Consider the following 16,132-nt stretch of genomic DNA (forward strand, 5'->3'; position numbering starts at 1 on the left):
TGCAAAACCCCGCATCTTGGAGGGAAGTGCACGCCATGTCAACTTCGTCACCCGCCACCGACCTGGCGCGACTGGTGCGGGATGGCCGTCGCTATTGGGCGAGTCCGGCCGGGCAGGCCGTCTGGCAGGCCGAGCGCGCCTGCCTGGGGCCGGTATGCGAGCGGTTGTTCGGCGCCCATAGCCTGGAGCTGGGCATGACCAGCGCCCTGGCCGACATGTGCCCGGTACGACACGCCATGCGCTGGGCACCGACCCGGGAGCTGGTCGAGCAGGCGGCGACCCTGGTCTGTCCCCCCGATGCGCTGCCGCTGCGCGACGACAGTCTCAGTCTGGTGGTGATCCACCATCTGCTGGAGGTGCTGCCCGACCCGCACCACATGCTGCAGGAAGCCGCCAGGGTCACCGCCGATGACGGCCGGCTGATCATCTTCGGCTGGGTACCCCTCGGGCCGGCCGGCTTGTCTCGGGCCTGGCCGGGCCGGCTGCGCCGGTTGCCCTGGTGCGGCCACTGGCGTACGCCGGGCCGGCTCAAGGACTGGCTGGCATTTGTCGACTTCGAGATCGAGCGGGTAGACTACTGTGGTTTTCATCTGCCCGGCAGCCTGCCGCGCAATGCCATGCTGGAGACCCTGGGGCGGCGCCACAATCTGCCTCTGGGCGACAGCTACATGATTTATGCCCGTCGCAAGCCGCACCTGGCCCAGACCCAGCGCTCGCGCCTGTCCTTCGCCCGCCCGCTTGGCGGTTCGGCACTGGGCGGGGCCACGCGGCTCGGGCCGCCGCGGATCGAGCCGGAACAGGAAAGGATGACCGAGGGTGACTGATACACACCAGGCCGATGCACTTCCCCGAGTCACCATCTACACCGACGGCGCCTGCCGCGGCAACCCGGGCCCCGGCGGCTGGGGGGCCCTGCTGATGAGCGGAAGCCACGAGAAGAAGCTCAACGGTTTCGAGGCCACCACCACCAACAACCGTATGGAGCTGATGGCAGCGATCATGGCCCTGCGTGAGTTGAAGCGACCCTGCGAGGTGGCCCTGTGGACCGACTCCGAGTACCTGCGCCGCGGCATTACCGAGTGGATCCATGGCTGGATCAAGCGTGGCTGGAAGACCGCCAGTCGCGCCCCGGTGAAGAATGCCGAGCTGTGGCGGGAGCTCCATGAGGAGACCCACCGCCACCGGATCGAGTGGCATTGGGTCAAGGGGCACAGCGGCCACCCGGGCAACGAGTGCGCCGACGCCCTGGCCAACGAGGCCATCGACCGACACCAGCGGGCGCGCGCCTGAGCCGTTTCCACACCATCCCAAGCCGAGCAGACGAGATACCATCATGCGTCAGATCATCCTGGATACCGAGACCACCGGCATCGACCCGCGCGAGGGCCACCGGCTGGTCGAGATAGGGGCGGTCGAGATGGTCAACCGCCGCCTTACCGGCAACACCTACCATCAGTACATCAACCCCGAACGGGAGATCGAGGCCGAGGCCGTGGCGGTGCACGGCATCACCAATGAGCGAGTCGCCGACGAGCCGGTGTTTGCCGCGGTCGCCGACGATTTCTGGGCCTTCATCGTGGGGGCCGAGCTGGTGATCCACAACGCCCCCTTCGACGTGGGCTTCATGGATCACGAGTTCGCGATGCTCAACCGCCGGCGCGGCGAGCCGCGGCTGGGCCCGGTCGCCGAGCACTGCCGGATCCTCGACACCCTGCAGATGGCCCGGGACAAGCATCCCGGCCAGCGCAACAACCTCGATGCGCTGTGCAAGCGTTACGAGATCGACAACGGTCACCGGGTGCTCCACGGGGCCCTGCTCGATGCCGAGATCCTCGCCGATGTCTACCTGGCGATGACCGGCGGCCAGACGGCGCTATCACTGGATGCTTCCGCAGGTAGCGGCGAAGGCGCGGCGACCGGCAACACGGGCCTGGTCATTCGACGCCTCGCCCTGGAGCCGGGACGGCTCGGCGTGCCTTCCCCGAACGAGGCCGAGCTGGCCGCCCACCAGGCCAAGCTGGGGCGTATCCGCGAGGCCGCCGGCGAGTGTCTCTGGGACCGGCTCGCCAAGGGAGGAACCCCGAGCTGATGCTGCGGCGTGACCTTCCCGTGGGTGCTGCCAGCGGTCACGTCATCCGCCTGGCCGAGGGGCGCATCGCCCCGGCACCGGATGGTGGTTTCCTGCAGCCTGCCCGCCCCTGGACCCCCGACATGCAGCCGCTCTGCTACTGGAACGACGCACCGGTGGCGCTCAGCCTCGAGGAAAGGGCTGGGGATACCTGGCCCGACGGGCGCGGTTGGCTGGGGCAACTTCCGGAATCCTGGTTCGCCCTGCTCGCCACGGCCCTTCAGGTGGGGGCCTGGTTGCGCGATCATCGCTTCTGCGGACGCTGCGGAGCTCCCGCCTCCCGGCTGGATGCCGAGTTCGCCATGCATTGCCAGCGTTGCGGCCACCGCAACTACCCGCGCATCTCGCCCTGCATCATCACCCTGGTGACCCATGGCGAGTCGCTGCTGCTGGCCCGCAGCCCGCGCTTTGCCCCCGGCCGGTACTCGACCCTGGCAGGTTTCATCGAGCCAGGGGAGGCCGCCGAGGAAGCGGTGCGGCGGGAGATCTTCGAGGAGGTGGGGCTCACGGTGGGGCGGGTGCGCTATTTCAAGAGCCAGGCCTGGCCCTTTCCTCATGCGCTGATGCTGGGCTATTTTGCCGAGGCGGCGAGCCGGCGCATCCGCATCGACGGGGTCGAGATCTCCGATGCGGCCTGGTTCAGCCCGCGACGTCTCCCGCAGTTGCCGCCGCTCTATTCCATCTCGCGGGCGCTGATCGAGACGCACCTGAACGAAGTGAGGGCAGCGCCATGACGACGGGCCGCCCAAGGGCGGCCCGTTCATCGGTCGTGCCGGGTACTCAGCCGACGGGAAAGAGGCTGCCGAGCCTGGTCGCCAACATGACGTTGCCGGTAGCCTTGAGCTTGCCGGTCATGAAGGCGGTCATGCCGTTGATCTGGCCGTTCATCACTCCCTTGAGGGTATCGGTACTCATGCTCAGGGTCACGGAGGGGTCGTGGTGCTCGCCCTCCTCGACGGCGAGGCTGCCATCCTTCACCACCAGATAGTGGCTGTTGGCATCGCTGAAGTGGAACTGGAAGACCTCGTCCATGCCGCTGGCGGCCTGGGCGTTGAAACGAGTCTGCAGCTTGTCGAGGGTCTTGGGGGTCATGTCGGATCCTTGATCTGGGGATTGGGTGATGGGCGCGGGCGCCGTCGACGATGAGGACGAGAATATTTAAAACGATCGTTTCAATCAAGTATTGCTCCCGCCTCCGCTTCATGCATGGCTGGGAGGCGACGAGAGCCGCGAGGCGAGGAGAGCCCGGTGAACGAGTGGTTGACGGATTTCGGCATGTTCCTGGCCCAGGTGTTGAGCCTGGTGGTGATCGGCGGCCTGGTGGTCGCCGTGGTGGTGAAGGCGCGTGGCGAAGTGGGCGAACGCACCCGGCTGCGCATCGAGGAGCTCAACACGAACCGCGAGTATCGGCGCCGCCGCCTGACCATGGCGGCCAGTGAGCCCGGTGAGCGCAAGCGTCTGCTCAAGGGCTTCCGCAAGGATGACAAGTCTCGCGGTCGGCGTGGACGAAAGGGCAAGGCGGAGTCCCGGCAGACGGTGTGGGTGCTCGACTTCCATGGCGACCTCCGCGCCAGTGCGACCGGTCGCCTCGGCGAGGAGGTATCGGCGCTGCTGGATGCCGCCGACGAGGGGGACGAGGTGGTGATACGCCTGGAGTCGGCGGGGGGGCTGGTGCATGCCTATGGCCTGGCCGCCGCCGAGCTCGATCGACTGCGCGAGGCCGGGTTGCGGACCACCGTCTGCGTCGACAAGGTGGCCGCCAGCGGCGGCTATCTGATGGCCTGCGGCGCCGATCAGCTGCGTGCCGCGCCCTTCGCGGTGCTCGGCTCCATCGGCGTGGTGGCCCAGTTGCCCAATGTCCACCGCCTGCTCAAGCGTCACGACATCGACGTGGAACTGCTCACCGCCGGGCGCTACAAGCGCACCCTGACGGTGTTCGGCGAGAATACCGAGGAGGGGCGCGAGAAGTTTCGCGAGGACCTGGAAGGCATTCACTCGCTGTTCAAGCGTCATGTGGCCGAGCGCCGCCGGCACCTCGATATCGAGGCGGTGGCCACCGGTGAGGTGTGGTACGGCAGTGAGGCGCTCGAGCAGGGGCTGGTCGATGCCCTGGGAACCAGCGAGGCCTATCTGGCCGAGCGCATGAAGGATGCACGGGTGATCGGCCTGAAGCTGGAGCCGAAGCGTAAGCTGGGCGAGCGCCTCGGCATGGCGGTCTCTCGTGGCGTGGAACGGGCCGTCGAGCGTGGTCTCGAAGTGCTCGACGCCAGCCGCTGGCAGAAGCGCTGACGGCCTGTCTCAGGGCGTCGCGTCGAAGCCGAGCCGACCGAGTGCCTCGATCACGGTGCGCGCACTGTTGCCGTGCAGCGAGTAGTAGATGGTCTGGGAGGCGCGACGTGTGCTGACCAGGCCCTCGCGGCGCAGGATCGCCAGGTGCTGTGACAGTGCCGACTGGCTGAGGGCGAGCCGCTGGTTGAGCTCCGTCACCGAGAGTTCATTGCCGTCGAGCAGGCACAGGATTCTCAAGCGATTGTCATTGGCCATGGCCTTGAGCAGTGTGGTTGCCTGGTCGATGATCGGATCCCCGCCATCGAGCAGGCGAGAGGCGACGCTGTTAGAAGTGCTCATGAGGATCCCCTCCTGCGCTGACAGGCCCTGCGGCCCCGGCACAATGCCCCGTCACCTGGCTATCGCCGGCGGTTTGAGGCATTGCTGACGTTTCCCCCCGACCCTCCGTGGCACTTCCCGGCCCTGGCCTGGCAACTAGGCATTTTCTGTTTTAATCATTGCTCAAGCATAGCCCACCGCAAGCCCAAGCCAAGCCGCGTTTTCACGATGGTTCAATGGCGCGGACAGGGTGATCTGTGCTTACCATCGGCCTTGTTGTCGACAACATGGCTCGAGATCCTTCACCTTTTGTCGAAAATTAGCCGATGGTATGAGGGCGCCGAGACAAAACTCCTCTAGAGTGTCAACAATTCCAGCCGTCATCCGATTGCAGACAGGACGCCCATGAGCCCCTATCATCGCGAATTCCGCCGCTCCATCGAGCAACCCGAAACCTTCTGGGCCGAACAGGCACGCCGGCTTCCCTGGTTCACGCCGCCCACCACGATCCTCGAGTACGACGAGGCAGGCCATGCCCGCTGGTTCGTCGATGGCGAGCTCAACATCTGCCACGCTGCCCTTGACCACCATGTCGAGCAGGGGCGTGGTGACCAGCCGGCGATCTACTGGGACTCGCCGGTCACCGCCGCCAATCGCGTGATCACCTATGCCGAGCTGCGCGATCAGGTGGCCCGTTTCGCCGGAGCGCTCAAGGGACTCGGAGTGGAGAAGGGCGACCGGGTGGTGATCTACATGCCGATGGTGCCCGAGGCCCTGGTGGCGATGTATGCCTGTGCCCGGCTCGGTGCGGTGCATTCGGTGGTGTTCGGCGGCTTTGCTCCCCACGAACTGGCGGTGCGCATCGAGGATGCCGAACCCCGGGTCGTTGTCGCCGCCTCCTGCGGCGTCGAGGTCGATCGGGTCATCCCCTACAAGCCGATCATCGACGCGGCCATCGAACAGAGCCGCTACAAGCCCGAGGCCTGCGTGGTGCTGCAGCGCGCCCAGCATCGCGCCGAGCTGGGGCCGATCGACCACGACTGGACAGCCCTGGTCGATAAGGCCGAGCCTGCCGACTGCGTGCCGGTCAGGGGCAGCGACCCGCTCTACGTGCTCTACACCTCCGGGACCACCGGCAAGCCCAAGGGGGTGGTGCGGGACACGGCGGGTTATGCGGTGGCGCTGCACTACTCCATGGAGACCATCTACGACATGGCGCCGGGGGAGGTGTTCTTCTCGGCCTCCGACGTGGGCTGGGTAGTCGGTCACTCCTACATCGTCTACGCCCCGCTGCTGCGTGGCTGTACCACCGTGGTCTACGAGGGCAAGCCGGTGAAGACCCCGGATGCCGGCGCCTTCTGGCGACTGATCGCGGAGTATCGGGTGAAGAGCTTCTTCACCGCGCCGACCGCCTTCCGGGCGATCAAGAAGGAGGACCCGGACGGCAAGCTGCTCGGACAGCACGATATTTCCTGCCTCAAGGCGCTCTTCCTCGCCGGCGAGCGGCTCGACCCGCCAACCTTCCACTGGCTCGACGACCTGCTGGACGTACCGGTGATCGACCACTGGTGGCAGACCGAGACCGGCTGGCCCATCGCCGCCAACCTCCAGGGCCTCGAGCCGATGCCCACCAGGGCCGGCTCGGCCACGGTGCCGGTGCCTGGCTTCGACGTGCAGATCCTCGACCGGGAAGGCGAGCAGGCCGCGGCCATGGAGCAGGGCAGTGTGGTGATCAAGCAGCCGCTGCCGCCGGGCTGCCTGGTGGGAGTGTGGCGCGACCCGCAGCGCTTCCACAGCGCCTACATGGCGGCCTTTCCCGGCTACTATCTCACCGGTGACGGCGGCTATTTCGACGAGGACGGTTACCTCTTCATCATGGGGCGCACCGACGACGTCATCAACATCGCCGGCCACCGCCTCTCCACCGGCGAGATGGAGGAGGTGGTCGGCGCGCACCCGGCGGTCGCCGAGTGCGCGGTGATCGGCATCCACGACGCCCTCAAGGGGCAGCTCCCGGTGGGGTTGGTGATTCCCAAGGATGGCTTCGATGGTGACGAGGTGGCCCTGGAGGAGGCGCTGATCGCCCTGGTGCGCGAGAAGATCGGCCCGATCGCCTGCTTCAAGCAGGTGCTGGTGGTCGATCGGCTGCCCAAGACCCGCTCCGGCAAGATCCTGCGCAAGCTGCTGCGCAACATCGCCGACGGCAAGGAGTACGGCGTGCCCTCGACCATCGACGACCCGGCGAGCCTGCAGGACGTCCACGAGGCGATGAAGGCGCGCTCTGTCGGGGCGGCCCACGACGCTCGCCAGGTCTGAGACCGCAGACCTGCAGGACCGGCGCCGTCCCTGGAGGGCGGCGTCAGCGTATGCGCTCACCCCGGGCGCATGGCCAGGTGCGCCGCGAGGCCGTATAATGCGCGCCCCTGAAGCCACCGCAGCCGAGGAGATTGCCATGCCCATCGCACTCAATCATGTGGATACCGGAGGTGTGGGCATTCCGCTGGTGGTCGTCCATGGCCTGTTCGGCAGCGCCGACAACTGGCGCTCCCACGTGAAGGCATGGCAAGAGGGGCGCCGGGTGATCGCGGTGGACCTGCGCAATCACGGCCGCTCGCCCCATGCCAGTGGCATGGGCTATGAGGCGATGGCCGCCGACCTGCTCGCGCTGCTCGACCGCCTGGGCATCGAGCGCGTCCACTTGCTGGGCCACTCGATGGGCGGCAAGGTGGCGATCAGCCTGGCGCGGCTCGCGCCACGCCGCGTGGCCTCGCTGATCGTTGCCGATATCGCGCCGCGGGCCTATGGGCATGACCACGATACCGTCTTCGCCGCCCTGCGGCGGGTCGCCGAGGGTAGGCCCGCCAACCGGCGCGAGGCCGACGAGCTGCTCGCCGAGCATGTCGAGGAACGCGCCGTGCGGCTGTTTCTCGCCACCAACCTGGAGCGAGCCGAAGAGGGCGGCCTCCGGCTGCGCCTGGGGCTCGACGAGATCCAGCAGGACTACGAGGCGATCATGGGCGCCCCGGCCGGAGAGGGGGCTTTCACCGGGCCTACCCTGGTGCTGCGCGGCGCACATTCGTACTACGTCACCGACGCAATGCTGCCCGAGCTTCGCGAGGTGTTGCCCGAGGCGCGGCTGGTGACCCTGGACGCCGGACACTGGCTGCATGCCGAACGGCCCGAGGCATTCCGCCAGGCGGTGGATGACTTCCTCGGCGAACCGGGTTGATCCGGCCTCAGAAGGTGCCGGGGTCGAGGGCCAGGCGCTCCACCGGGGTCAGGCGCTCGACCAGGCCGGCATCGTGCAGGAACTTCTCGAAGCGGGCATAGCGGCCGTGGTCGACGGCCGCCGGGCTGGCGTTCAGGTGCATCAGGATGTCCGGCCAGGCCGCCAGGTTGGCCGGCGTGTCCAGCCCCGGCTCGGCGGCCAGTAGCTGGGTCCAGGCCGCGGACGGGTGCTCCAGGATCCAGGCGGTGGCTTCCTCCAGCGCCTCCACCAGCTCACGAATCGCCCCACGCTGGCCATTCAACCGATCGCGGTTGGCCAGCAGAATCAATCCGTCGTGCAGCGGTACCCCGTGCTCCTCGACCCGTATCAGGCGGGTAGCGATCCCTTCGTCGCCGAGTTCGCGGGGCAGCAGGTGGCGCATGGCGCCGATCACGCCATCCACCTCGCCCTCGCTGATCGCCCGTCCAGGGCCGAAATTGATGCCGCGCACCTCGACCTCGGCGCGCTTGATGCCATGGGGGCGCAGCAGGGTATCGAGCAGCACCGACAGGCTGTCTTCGTCGGCATGGCCGATGCGTCGTCCCGCCAGGTCGGCAGGCGAGTCGATCTGCAGGCCGTCGCGGACGACCAGTGCGGCCAGTGAGCCGTCGACCAGGGTCGCGACCCGTATCAGCGGCAGGCCCTGGTCGACCTTCAGATGAAGCAGTGGCTGGCGGGTCAGGGCGAGATCTACCCGCGAGGCGGCCAGCAGCTTGGTCGGTACGTTGGGGTCGGCCGGCGTCGATAGTCGCACCTCGAGGCCGCGCCGCGCGAACATGCCCTTGTCACGGGCTACGATCAGGGCGGCATGCCGGGGGCTCGGGTACCAGTCGAGCATCACCTCCAGTTCCGTCATCGGCGGTGGCGCGATGGGTTCGGCCGGCGCCCGGGCAGAGCTGGGCACCGCGGGTTCGGCCTCACCGTCGAGCCGCTTCGGCAGTGTCGCCATGGGCGCTTCACCCGACCCCCGCCGGCGTACCTCCGGCGGGGGGGCGGCCGGTCCGCTTGCCTCTGCCGATGGCGCCGGACCCAATGGTGTCTTGCCCAGCACGGGCACCATCACCTCGGTCTCGAGGACAGGGGGCGGCAGGGGCGGCGCCGCCAGCGACTCATCTTCGCCCCCGGCGACATGCCGGGACGGCATGGTCAACGCCACCAGGAGTGACAGGGTAAATCCCCAGCTCGGCAGGCGGCGAGCGCGAGTGGTCATCGTGGGGGGCTCCAACGGCTGGAAACGACAGGGACGCCCGTGGCGCGGCGCCAGTTTAGCCTCTGGCACTTCGCCGTGACCAGCTCGGACCATCCCGCACGCCTGGCGCGCCGTCGCGACGGACAACGGGGCATGCGATAATCGCCCTTCCCCGATGTCAGGGCAGGACGCCATGGATCTCATCAATACCCTCTTTCTGCTCAGCGGCTTCCTGATTGCCCTGAGCGTGCTCGCCAGCCGGCTCTCCACCCTGGTGGGGCTGCCGCTGCTGCTGATCTTCCTGGGGCTCGGCATGCTGGCCGGGGAGGAGGGGGTGCTCGGCATCCAGTTCGACGACTATTCGCTGGCCTTCCTGATCGGCCACCTGGCGCTGGCCATGATCCTGCTCGACGGCGGGCTGCGTACCCGGCTGAAGACCTTCCGGGTCGGTTTCCGGCCGGCGCTCTCGCTGGCCACCTTCGGGGTGTTCATCACCAGTGCCCTGGTCGGAGCGCTGGCCATGTGGATCTTCGAGCTGAGCCTGGTGCAGGGGCTGCTGGTGGGTGCCATCGTCGGCTCCACCGACGCCGCCGCCGTGTTCTCGATGCTCAGCGGCCGCGGCATCAATCTCAACGAGCGCGTCGGTGCCACCCTGGAGATCGAGTCCGGCACCAACGATCCCATGGCGATCTTCCTGACCATCATGCTGGTCGAGGTGCTGGTCGGGGAGATCGGTGGCGTGATGAGTACCACGCTGTTCCTGATCCAGCAGTTCGGATTCGGGGTGGCGATCGGTCTGGGGGGAGGCTGGCTGATCGCCAAGCTGCTGCGCTGGGTCGACCTGGCCCCGGGGCTCTACTCGCTGCTGGCCCTGGCCCTGGGGTTCTGTGTCTTCGGCCTGACCAGCGTGCTGGGCGGCAGCGGCTTCCTGGCCATCTACCTCACCGGCCTGATGATCGGCAACCAGCCCGGCCGGCACCTCAATTTCATCCTGCCGGTGCACGATGGCCTGGCCTGGCTCAGCCAGATCGGCCTGTTCCTGGTGCTGGGGCTGCTGGTCACTCCCAGCGAGATGCTCGAGTACGCACTGCCCGCCTTGCTGGTGGCCCTGGCGCTGATCTTCGTGGCGCGCCCGCTGGCGGTACTGATCACCATCAAGCCGTTCTTCAAGTTTCGCTGGCGTGAGGTGGGGTTCATTTCCTGGGTGGGGCTCAGGGGAGCGGTGCCCATCGTGCTGGCGATCTTTCCGGTGATCGGGGGGGTGGAGAATGCCTCGCTCTATTTCAACGTCGCCTTCGCGGTGGTGCTGATGTCGCTGCTGATCCAGGGGGGGACGCTGCCCTGGATGGCCCGCTGGATGAAGGTCGAGGTGCCGCGCAGCGTGACGCCGAACCTGCGCGGCCCGCTCGGGGTGCTGCCGGAGAACGACTACGAGATGTTCGTCTACGAGGTCGAGAACTCCGACCTCGAGGACGTGCCGATCCGCCTGCTGCGCTTCCCTTCCGGGGCGCTGATCTCGGCGCTGTTCCGCGAGCACGCCATGCTGCACCCCAAGGGCGGTACCCGGCTGCAGCTCGGCGACGTGATCTGCGTGATCGGCCGCACCGATGACCTGCCGGCCCTCAACCGGCTGTTCAACGGCGAGGCCAAGCTCAAGCGGGAGCGTGCCTTCTTCGGCACCTTCACCTTCGACGGCGACGCCCGGATGCAGGATATCGCCGATGTCTACGGCCTGACCCTGAGCCCCGGCGAGAAGGAGATGACCCTGGACCAGTTCATCTCGCTGCGGGTCGGTGGTCACCCGGTGGTGGGCGATGACGTCGACTGGCACGGTATCCACTGGGTGGTCAGCGAGGTCGAGGGCGACAGGATCACCCGGGTGGGGCTGCGCCTCTACTGAGCCGGCTCCGCTGCCTGCTGCCCGGCGCTGGCAGGCAGCGGACGGGTACGCTTCAGCGCCGTGTCTTCGGCTGCTTGCGTACGGTGAGTTCGACCTCCACCGACGCCTCCGGGCTGGTCAACCGGACTTCGCCATCCTGCACCGTGCAGCTCAGCGTCATGCCCTTGGCCGCCAGCGAGGCCAGGGCCTGCACCGATGCCGGGGGGATGTCGATGACCGACAGGTTGTCGAGGGCGGCACACTTCCCCGCGACCTGCTCCCACCAGAGCTCGGCGCCATGGCCGCTGTAGGTGTAGAGGATCACACGGCCGGCCCGGCCACAGGCACGGCGGATGGCCTTCTCGTCGGGCTGCCCCAGTTGGATCCAGAGGTCGATGGCGCCGGTCAGGTCCTTCTGCCAGAGGTCGGGCTCGTCCTCGGTGCTCACTCCCCGGCCGAAGGCCAGTGCCTCGTTGGCGTGGAGCGCAAAGGCCAGCAGCCGTACCATCATGCGCTCATCGGTCTCGGAGGGATGACGAGCCACGGTCAGCGCGTGGTCTGCATAGTAGTGCCGATCCATATCGGCGATCTGGAACTGGACCCTGTGAATCGTTGCCTTCAATGCCATCTGTCTACGTCATCCGACCGACTGGAAAAAGTATCTACCATGATGACATAGACGGGGATCGCGAGGGGCAATTGATACCGAGATGGCCGGAGGGAGGTTGCCGGGGCCGTCTTCCTGCCAGAGGAGACCGAGTCATGCTGATCGTGCATGAGGCGAACATCCGGGGCCGCGACTTCTTCGTGGGTGACATTCACGGCCAGCACCGATTGCTGCTGGAGGCGATGCGGCGTGTCGGTTTCGATCCGGCGACGGATCGCCTGTTTTCCGTTGGCGACCTCATCGACCGTGGTACCGATTCGCTCGCCTGCCTGTCGCTCGCCGCCAGGCCGTGGTTTCACGCCGTGCGCGGCAATCATGAGGAGCTGGCCCTGAGCGCGCTGCGGGAGGGCCAGGACAGCACTGCCTGGGCTCTGTGGATGATCAATGGTGGCGGCTGGGTCGCGCGCAGCGGTGTGGGTGAGGTACGCAAGATCCTGAATGAGGCGCTGCGCCACCTGCCCCTTGCGCGCGAGGTCGCGATCGCCGGGAAGCGCATCGGCATGATTCACGCCGAGCCGCCGGCAGACTGGTCGCGTCTCGCGGACGCCGACCCGGAAACCCTGGTCTGGGGGCGCGCCCGCATCCAGCGGCGCGACGAGACACCGGTGGCGGGGGTCGACGCCGTCGTCGTCGGCCACACCATCGTGGAACGGCCGCTGACCCTGGGCAACGTCCATTACATCGACACCGGGGCCTTCTGCACTGGACAGCTGACCCTGGTCGATGCCCGCGAGCTGCTGAGGTGAGGGGGAAATGATGTGGGTGGCATGAAAAAAGCGCCCGCAGGCGCTTGATTCATGGAGCAGAATGGCGGAGGGACAGGGATTCGAACCCTGGGAAGGCTCTCACCTTCGCCGGTTTTCAAGACCGGTGCATTCAACCGCTCTGCCATCCCTCCGGCTCACGGGGGGGCATATTACCAGTTTTCGAGGTCGGGTCAAGAGCCCCTTGGGATCAAGGCGTTAGCGGGTTCGATCGGCATGGGCCAGAATGGGGGTGAGCGACCCCGGGAGAGCGCATGAATCACGCCCCACCAGTATTCTCTCGTCCCGTTGCCGCCGTCTCGGCGGTGCTGGTGAGTGAGGGGCGGCTCCTGATGGTCCGCCGCCGCCATCCGCCCAATGCCGGTCGCCTGGCCCTGCCCGGTGGGAAGATCGAGGCCGGCGAGAGCCTGGGCGACGCGGCGGTTCGCGAGCTGCTCGAGGAGACCGGGCTGCATGCCACACCGTGCGAGGTGCTGACGGCCATCGATGTCCTCGATCATGATGACCAGGGGCGGTTGCAGACCCATTACGTCGTCGTGGTGATCCGCATGGCAGGGCAGTGGGGTGTCGAGGCGGCGGCTGACGACGCCAGCGAGCTATACTGGATGGGTATGGCGGCGCTGGAGGCCGCTGGTGACGACGTCTGCCCGACGGCCGCCGAGGTGGCGCGCCGGGTTCTCCGGAAGGAGCAAGGGAGGAATCACCGTTGAGACATGGAGAGACAAGGGCTTGCGCCGTGAACTTCGAGTGGGCATTCTAGGTCGCGTGCCCAGATCAATAACCTCAGGGAGCTCTGGATCAATGGCTTACCAAGACACTCGGCTGACACGGCAGCAGACACAGGTGGTCAGCACCAACAAGGTGCTGCGCAACACCTACGGCCTGCTGGCCATGACACTGCTGTTCTCCGCCGTGACCGCCGGCGCCGCCATGGCCATGGGCATCGAGCGGATGAACATCCTGGTGTTCTTCATCGGCGCCTACGGCCTGATGTTCCTCGTGCACAAGACCGCCAACTCGGCGTTGGGACTGCTTTCCACCTTCGCCTTCACCGGCTTCATGGGCTTCACCCTGGGGCCGATCCTCAGTGCCTACCTGGCCTTGCCAAACGGCGCGGCCCTGATCATGAACGCCCTGGCCATGACCGGCCTGACCTTCATCGGCCTCTCCGCCGTGGCGCTGGTGTCCAAGAAGGACTTCAGCTTCCTGGGCAACTTCCTGATGGCAGGCGCCATCGTGCTGATCCTGGCCATGGTGGCGGGGCTGGTCTTCCAGATCCCGACCCTGATGCTGATGGTCTCCGCTGGCTTCGTGCTGTTCGCCTCGGCGGCGATCCTCTACCAGACCAGCGAGATCGTGCACCGGGCCGGCGAGACCAACTATATCCTTGCCACCATCACCCTCTATGTGTCGATCTACAATCTGTTCATCAGCCTGCTGTCCCTGCTCGGCATCATGAGCAGCGACTGAACCCCGCTCGGCTGGATCCTGCTGGCCCCGCCTTCCCGGTGGGGCCAGACTGTTTCCGGAGACCCTCCATGCGCTATGCCATCCTGCTGTTGGGTGCCCCATACAGCTGCCAGGCCTCTCATTCCGCGCTGCGCTTCGCTCGCGCCGTGGTGGAGCGTGGGCACCATCTCGAGACGGTGTTCTTCTACCATGATGGGGTGCAGAATGCGGCCCGTCTGGCGGCCCCTCCCCAGGACGAGCCGCACCTGGTCGACGCCTGGGCGACATTGCACAGCGAGCACGGCACCTCGCTGCAGGTCTGCATCGCCGCCGCCCTGCGCCGCGGGCTGCTCGACGCACGCGAAGCGGCTCGGCACGGCAAGCAGGGCCATAGCGTCGAGCCCCCCTTCGAGCTGACCGGGCTGGGCCAACTGGTCGATCTCGGCCTGAGCTGCGATCGCCTGGTCACCTTCGGCCCCTGAGCCTGTATCGCGTCGAGGAAGCGACATGACCGAGCCAACCCCTTCCGACCTGCTGGTCATCCTGTGTCACGGCCCCCACGGCACCAACTGGCTGCGCGAGGGGCTCGATGCGGCCCTGGTCGCGGCCGCCTTCGGCCGTCGGGTCTCGCTGCTGTTCATGGGCGAGGGCGTGACCGCGCTGCTCCGGGGCCAGCAGGCCGGTCCGCTCGACCAGAAAGGCACCAGCGCGACCCTGGAGATGCTGGAGATGTATGATATCGAGACGTTGCTGGTGGAAGAGGCCGCTCTCGAGCGTTTCGGTCTCACCGAGGCGGATCTGATGCTCCCCGTGCGCCTGCTGTCTGCCGAGGCCATCTCCAGCCAGCCGGGAGCCCACCGCCTGGTGCTGACCTTCTGAGCACGCCACCGGCGACGCCATCCGCTGTACCGAGGATCCCCGCATGCTGTTGCACATTCTGAATCGCTCCCCGGCCGCCAGCCGGGTCTACCAGCAGGCTCTGGCCGCCATGGGGCCGGAGGATCGACTGCTGCTGATCGAGGACGGGGTCCAGGGCGCACTGCCCCAGTTGGTGCGCTACTTCGATGGGCTGCAGGGCCGGCTGTTCGCGCTGCGCGAGGACCTGGCGGCACGCGGTCTCGAGGGGCGCTGCGAGGCGTCGGTCCAGGTGGTCGATGTGGACGGTTTCGTGGACCTGACCGAGGAAGCCGAACGCACGGTGAGCTGGTACTGATGGCAACGACGGAGATCGCACGCTTCGTGGAGATCGAAGGGGACCGGATCGGCCTCGATCCCGAGGGGTACCTGGTCGATCTCGGCGACTGGTCGCCGGCGGTGGCTGTCGCCCTGGCCGCGGAAGAGGGGCTGTCGCTCACCGACGAGCACTGGGAGGTGATCGACGTGCTGCGTACCTTCTACGACCGCTTCGAGATGGCGCCGGCCATGCGCCCACTGGTCAAGGCGGTTGGGCAGGCGCTGGGCCCGGAGAAGGGACGCTCGATCCACCTGATGCGGCTGTTTCCTGGCAGCCCGGCCAAGGTGGGCGCACGCCTGGCGGGCCTGCCCAAGCCGACGAATTGTCTCTGACATGAATTTCCTGGCCCATGCCTGGCTCGCCCGTGGCGGCAGCGATGACTTCCTCTACGGCAACCTGATCGCCGACGGCGTCAAGGGCCCCGATCTCTCCGATTGGGATGCCGCAATCGCGGCGGGAATCCGTCACCATCGGCGGGTGGATGCCTTCGTCGATTCCCACCCGGTGGTTCTCGCGGTGCGGGAAAGAGCCCCGAGGGCCCAGCGACGCTATGCCGGTATTGCCCTCGACCTGGTCTGGGATCACTTCGTCGCCCGCGAACTCGGGCTCGACATGAAGGAGTCGGCGTTGGTCGCCCGCAGCTACCGCCTGCTGGCGACCCGCCAGGCGCCGGCCCGCCTGGCCACCCTGATGCCGGTGCTGGTGGAGCAGGACTGGCTGCACGGCTATGCCGACTTCGCCTTCACCTGCCGGGCCATCCGCGGCATCGGCCAGCGGCTATCCGGTCCCAACCGCCTGGCCGACCTGGTGCCCTGGCTCGAGGCGGACTACGTCAACCTCGAGTCCGACTTCGCCCGGCTGTGGCCGGCGGTCATCGATGCACTAGAGGTTCCCGATCCCTGACCCGGCTCAATCGATTCGACACCACCTCCCACAGTTCCGGACTC

General features: G+C 67.2%; 20 protein-coding genes and 1 tRNA gene. 16 read left to right on the plus strand and 5 right to left on the minus strand.

Features of this window, described 5'->3' with window-relative positions:
* Window positions 1-35 precede the first annotated feature (35 nt).
* The 4 genes from QLQ85_RS08490 to nudC are packed head-to-tail and all read left to right on the plus strand — an operon-like array spanning window position 36 to window position 2,862.
* Window positions 36-824, plus strand: coding sequence for a class I SAM-dependent methyltransferase (locus QLQ85_RS08490; protein WP_282738595.1), 789 nt, complete (start codon window positions 36-38; stop codon window positions 822-824).
* A complete protein-coding gene (gene rnhA, locus QLQ85_RS08495) occupies window positions 817-1,290 on the plus strand; it encodes a ribonuclease HI (RefSeq protein ID WP_282738596.1) in 474 nt (157 codons plus the stop codon). Before QLQ85_RS08490 ends, rnhA begins: the two co-directional genes overlap by 8 nt.
* 43 nt (window positions 1,291-1,333) lie before the next feature.
* Window positions 1,334-2,089 carry a DNA polymerase III subunit epsilon gene (gene dnaQ, locus QLQ85_RS08500; RefSeq protein ID WP_282738597.1) on the plus strand — a complete coding sequence of 252 codons (756 nt, stop codon included), beginning with the start codon at window positions 1,334-1,336 and terminating at the stop codon, window positions 2,087-2,089.
* Window positions 2,089-2,862, plus strand: a complete 774-nt coding sequence (nudC, locus tag QLQ85_RS08505) for an NAD(+) diphosphatase (protein WP_282738598.1) — start codon at window positions 2,089-2,091, stop codon at window positions 2,860-2,862. Before dnaQ ends, nudC begins: the two co-directional genes overlap by 1 nt.
* A gap of 46 nt (window positions 2,863-2,908) precedes the next feature.
* Here the strand turns inward: nudC and QLQ85_RS08510 are convergent, their stop codons facing one another.
* Window positions 2,909-3,250, minus strand: a complete 342-nt coding sequence (locus QLQ85_RS08510) for an SCP2 sterol-binding domain-containing protein (RefSeq protein WP_282738833.1) — start codon at window positions 3,248-3,250, stop codon at window positions 2,909-2,911.
* A 126-nt stretch (window positions 3,251-3,376) separates the two neighbouring features.
* Here QLQ85_RS08510 and sohB point away from each other — a divergent pair, with 126 nt between their 5' ends.
* Complete coding sequence (gene sohB, locus QLQ85_RS08515) at window positions 3,377-4,417, plus strand: protease SohB (protein ID WP_282738599.1); 1,041 nt, start codon at window positions 3,377-3,379, stop codon at window positions 4,415-4,417.
* A gap of 9 nt (window positions 4,418-4,426) precedes the next feature.
* On the opposite strand, the gene QLQ85_RS08520 is transcribed toward sohB, so the two are convergent.
* The gene (locus QLQ85_RS08520) at window positions 4,427-4,756 is read right to left on the minus strand and encodes an ArsR/SmtB family transcription factor (protein ID WP_282720429.1); all 330 of its coding nucleotides are present in this window, start codon (window positions 4,754-4,756) and stop codon (window positions 4,427-4,429) included.
* A 384-nt stretch (window positions 4,757-5,140) separates the two neighbouring features.
* On the opposite strand from QLQ85_RS08520, the gene QLQ85_RS08525 reads away from it, so the two are divergent.
* Together QLQ85_RS08525 and QLQ85_RS08530 are read left to right on the plus strand one after the other, a co-directional pair.
* Window positions 5,141-7,051: a propionyl-CoA synthetase gene (locus tag QLQ85_RS08525; RefSeq protein ID WP_282738600.1), complete on the plus strand. Its 1,911-nt coding sequence runs from the start codon at window positions 5,141-5,143 to the stop codon at window positions 7,049-7,051.
* A gap of 136 nt (window positions 7,052-7,187) precedes the next feature.
* Window positions 7,188-7,964 carry an alpha/beta fold hydrolase gene (locus tag QLQ85_RS08530; protein WP_282738601.1) on the plus strand — a complete coding sequence of 259 codons (777 nt, stop codon included), beginning with the start codon at window positions 7,188-7,190 and terminating at the stop codon, window positions 7,962-7,964.
* A gap of 7 nt (window positions 7,965-7,971) precedes the next feature.
* Here the strand turns inward: QLQ85_RS08530 and QLQ85_RS08535 are convergent, their stop codons facing one another.
* A complete protein-coding gene (locus QLQ85_RS08535) occupies window positions 7,972-9,213 on the minus strand; it encodes an ABC transporter substrate-binding protein (protein ID WP_282738602.1) in 1,242 nt (413 codons plus the stop codon).
* A 172-nt stretch (window positions 9,214-9,385) separates the two neighbouring features.
* Between QLQ85_RS08535 and QLQ85_RS08540 the strand changes: the two genes are divergently transcribed.
* On the plus strand, window positions 9,386-11,092 hold the full coding sequence (locus QLQ85_RS08540) for a potassium/proton antiporter (protein ID WP_282738603.1): 1,707 nt from the start codon (window positions 9,386-9,388) through the stop codon (window positions 11,090-11,092).
* A gap of 52 nt (window positions 11,093-11,144) precedes the next feature.
* Here QLQ85_RS08540 and QLQ85_RS08545 read toward each other — a convergent pair whose 3' ends face one another.
* Window positions 11,145-11,699: a YaeQ family protein gene (locus QLQ85_RS08545; RefSeq protein WP_282738604.1), complete on the minus strand. Its 555-nt coding sequence runs from the start codon at window positions 11,697-11,699 to the stop codon at window positions 11,145-11,147.
* A 134-nt stretch (window positions 11,700-11,833) separates the two neighbouring features.
* Here QLQ85_RS08545 and QLQ85_RS08550 point away from each other — a divergent pair, with 134 nt between their 5' ends.
* On the plus strand, window positions 11,834-12,484 hold the full coding sequence (locus QLQ85_RS08550; RefSeq protein WP_282738605.1) for a metallophosphoesterase: 651 nt from the start codon (window positions 11,834-11,836) through the stop codon (window positions 12,482-12,484).
* Between the two features lie 62 nt (window positions 12,485-12,546).
* Here the strand turns inward: QLQ85_RS08550 and QLQ85_RS08555 are convergent.
* Window positions 12,547-12,636, minus strand: a tRNA-Ser gene (locus QLQ85_RS08555).
* Between the two features lie 120 nt (window positions 12,637-12,756).
* Here QLQ85_RS08555 and QLQ85_RS08560 point away from each other — a divergent pair.
* The 7 genes from QLQ85_RS08560 (at window position 12,757) to QLQ85_RS08590 (ending at window position 16,088) form a co-directional block, all read left to right on the plus strand.
* Window positions 12,757-13,212 (plus strand): NUDIX hydrolase, encoded by a 456-nt coding sequence (locus tag QLQ85_RS08560; protein ID WP_282738606.1) that lies wholly within the window; start codon window positions 12,757-12,759, stop codon window positions 13,210-13,212.
* A 91-nt stretch (window positions 13,213-13,303) separates the two neighbouring features.
* Window positions 13,304-13,972, plus strand: a complete 669-nt coding sequence (locus QLQ85_RS08565) for a Bax inhibitor-1/YccA family protein (protein WP_282720437.1) — start codon at window positions 13,304-13,306, stop codon at window positions 13,970-13,972.
* Between the two features lie 68 nt (window positions 13,973-14,040).
* A complete protein-coding gene (gene tusD / locus QLQ85_RS08570; protein WP_282720438.1) occupies window positions 14,041-14,433 on the plus strand; it encodes a sulfurtransferase complex subunit TusD in 393 nt (130 codons plus the stop codon).
* A 25-nt stretch (window positions 14,434-14,458) separates the two neighbouring features.
* Window positions 14,459-14,830, plus strand: coding sequence for a sulfurtransferase complex subunit TusC (gene tusC / locus QLQ85_RS08575; protein ID WP_282738607.1), 372 nt, complete (start codon window positions 14,459-14,461; stop codon window positions 14,828-14,830).
* A 43-nt stretch (window positions 14,831-14,873) separates the two neighbouring features.
* A complete protein-coding gene (tusB, locus tag QLQ85_RS08580) occupies window positions 14,874-15,164 on the plus strand; it encodes a sulfurtransferase complex subunit TusB (RefSeq protein ID WP_102629197.1) in 291 nt (96 codons plus the stop codon).
* On the plus strand, window positions 15,164-15,517 hold the full coding sequence (locus QLQ85_RS08585) for a TusE/DsrC/DsvC family sulfur relay protein (RefSeq protein ID WP_282738608.1): 354 nt from the start codon (window positions 15,164-15,166) through the stop codon (window positions 15,515-15,517). Before tusB ends, QLQ85_RS08585 begins: the two co-directional genes overlap by 1 nt.
* 1 nt (window position 15,518) lies before the next feature.
* Complete coding sequence (locus QLQ85_RS08590; protein ID WP_282738609.1) at window positions 15,519-16,088, plus strand: acyl carrier protein phosphodiesterase; 570 nt, start codon at window positions 15,519-15,521, stop codon at window positions 16,086-16,088.
* Window positions 16,089-16,132: the final 44 nt, after the last annotated feature.

The sequence above is a fragment of the Halomonas kalidii genome, assembly GCF_030010475.1.
GTDB lineage: Bacteria > Pseudomonadota > Gammaproteobacteria > Pseudomonadales > Halomonadaceae > Halomonas > Halomonas heilongjiangensis.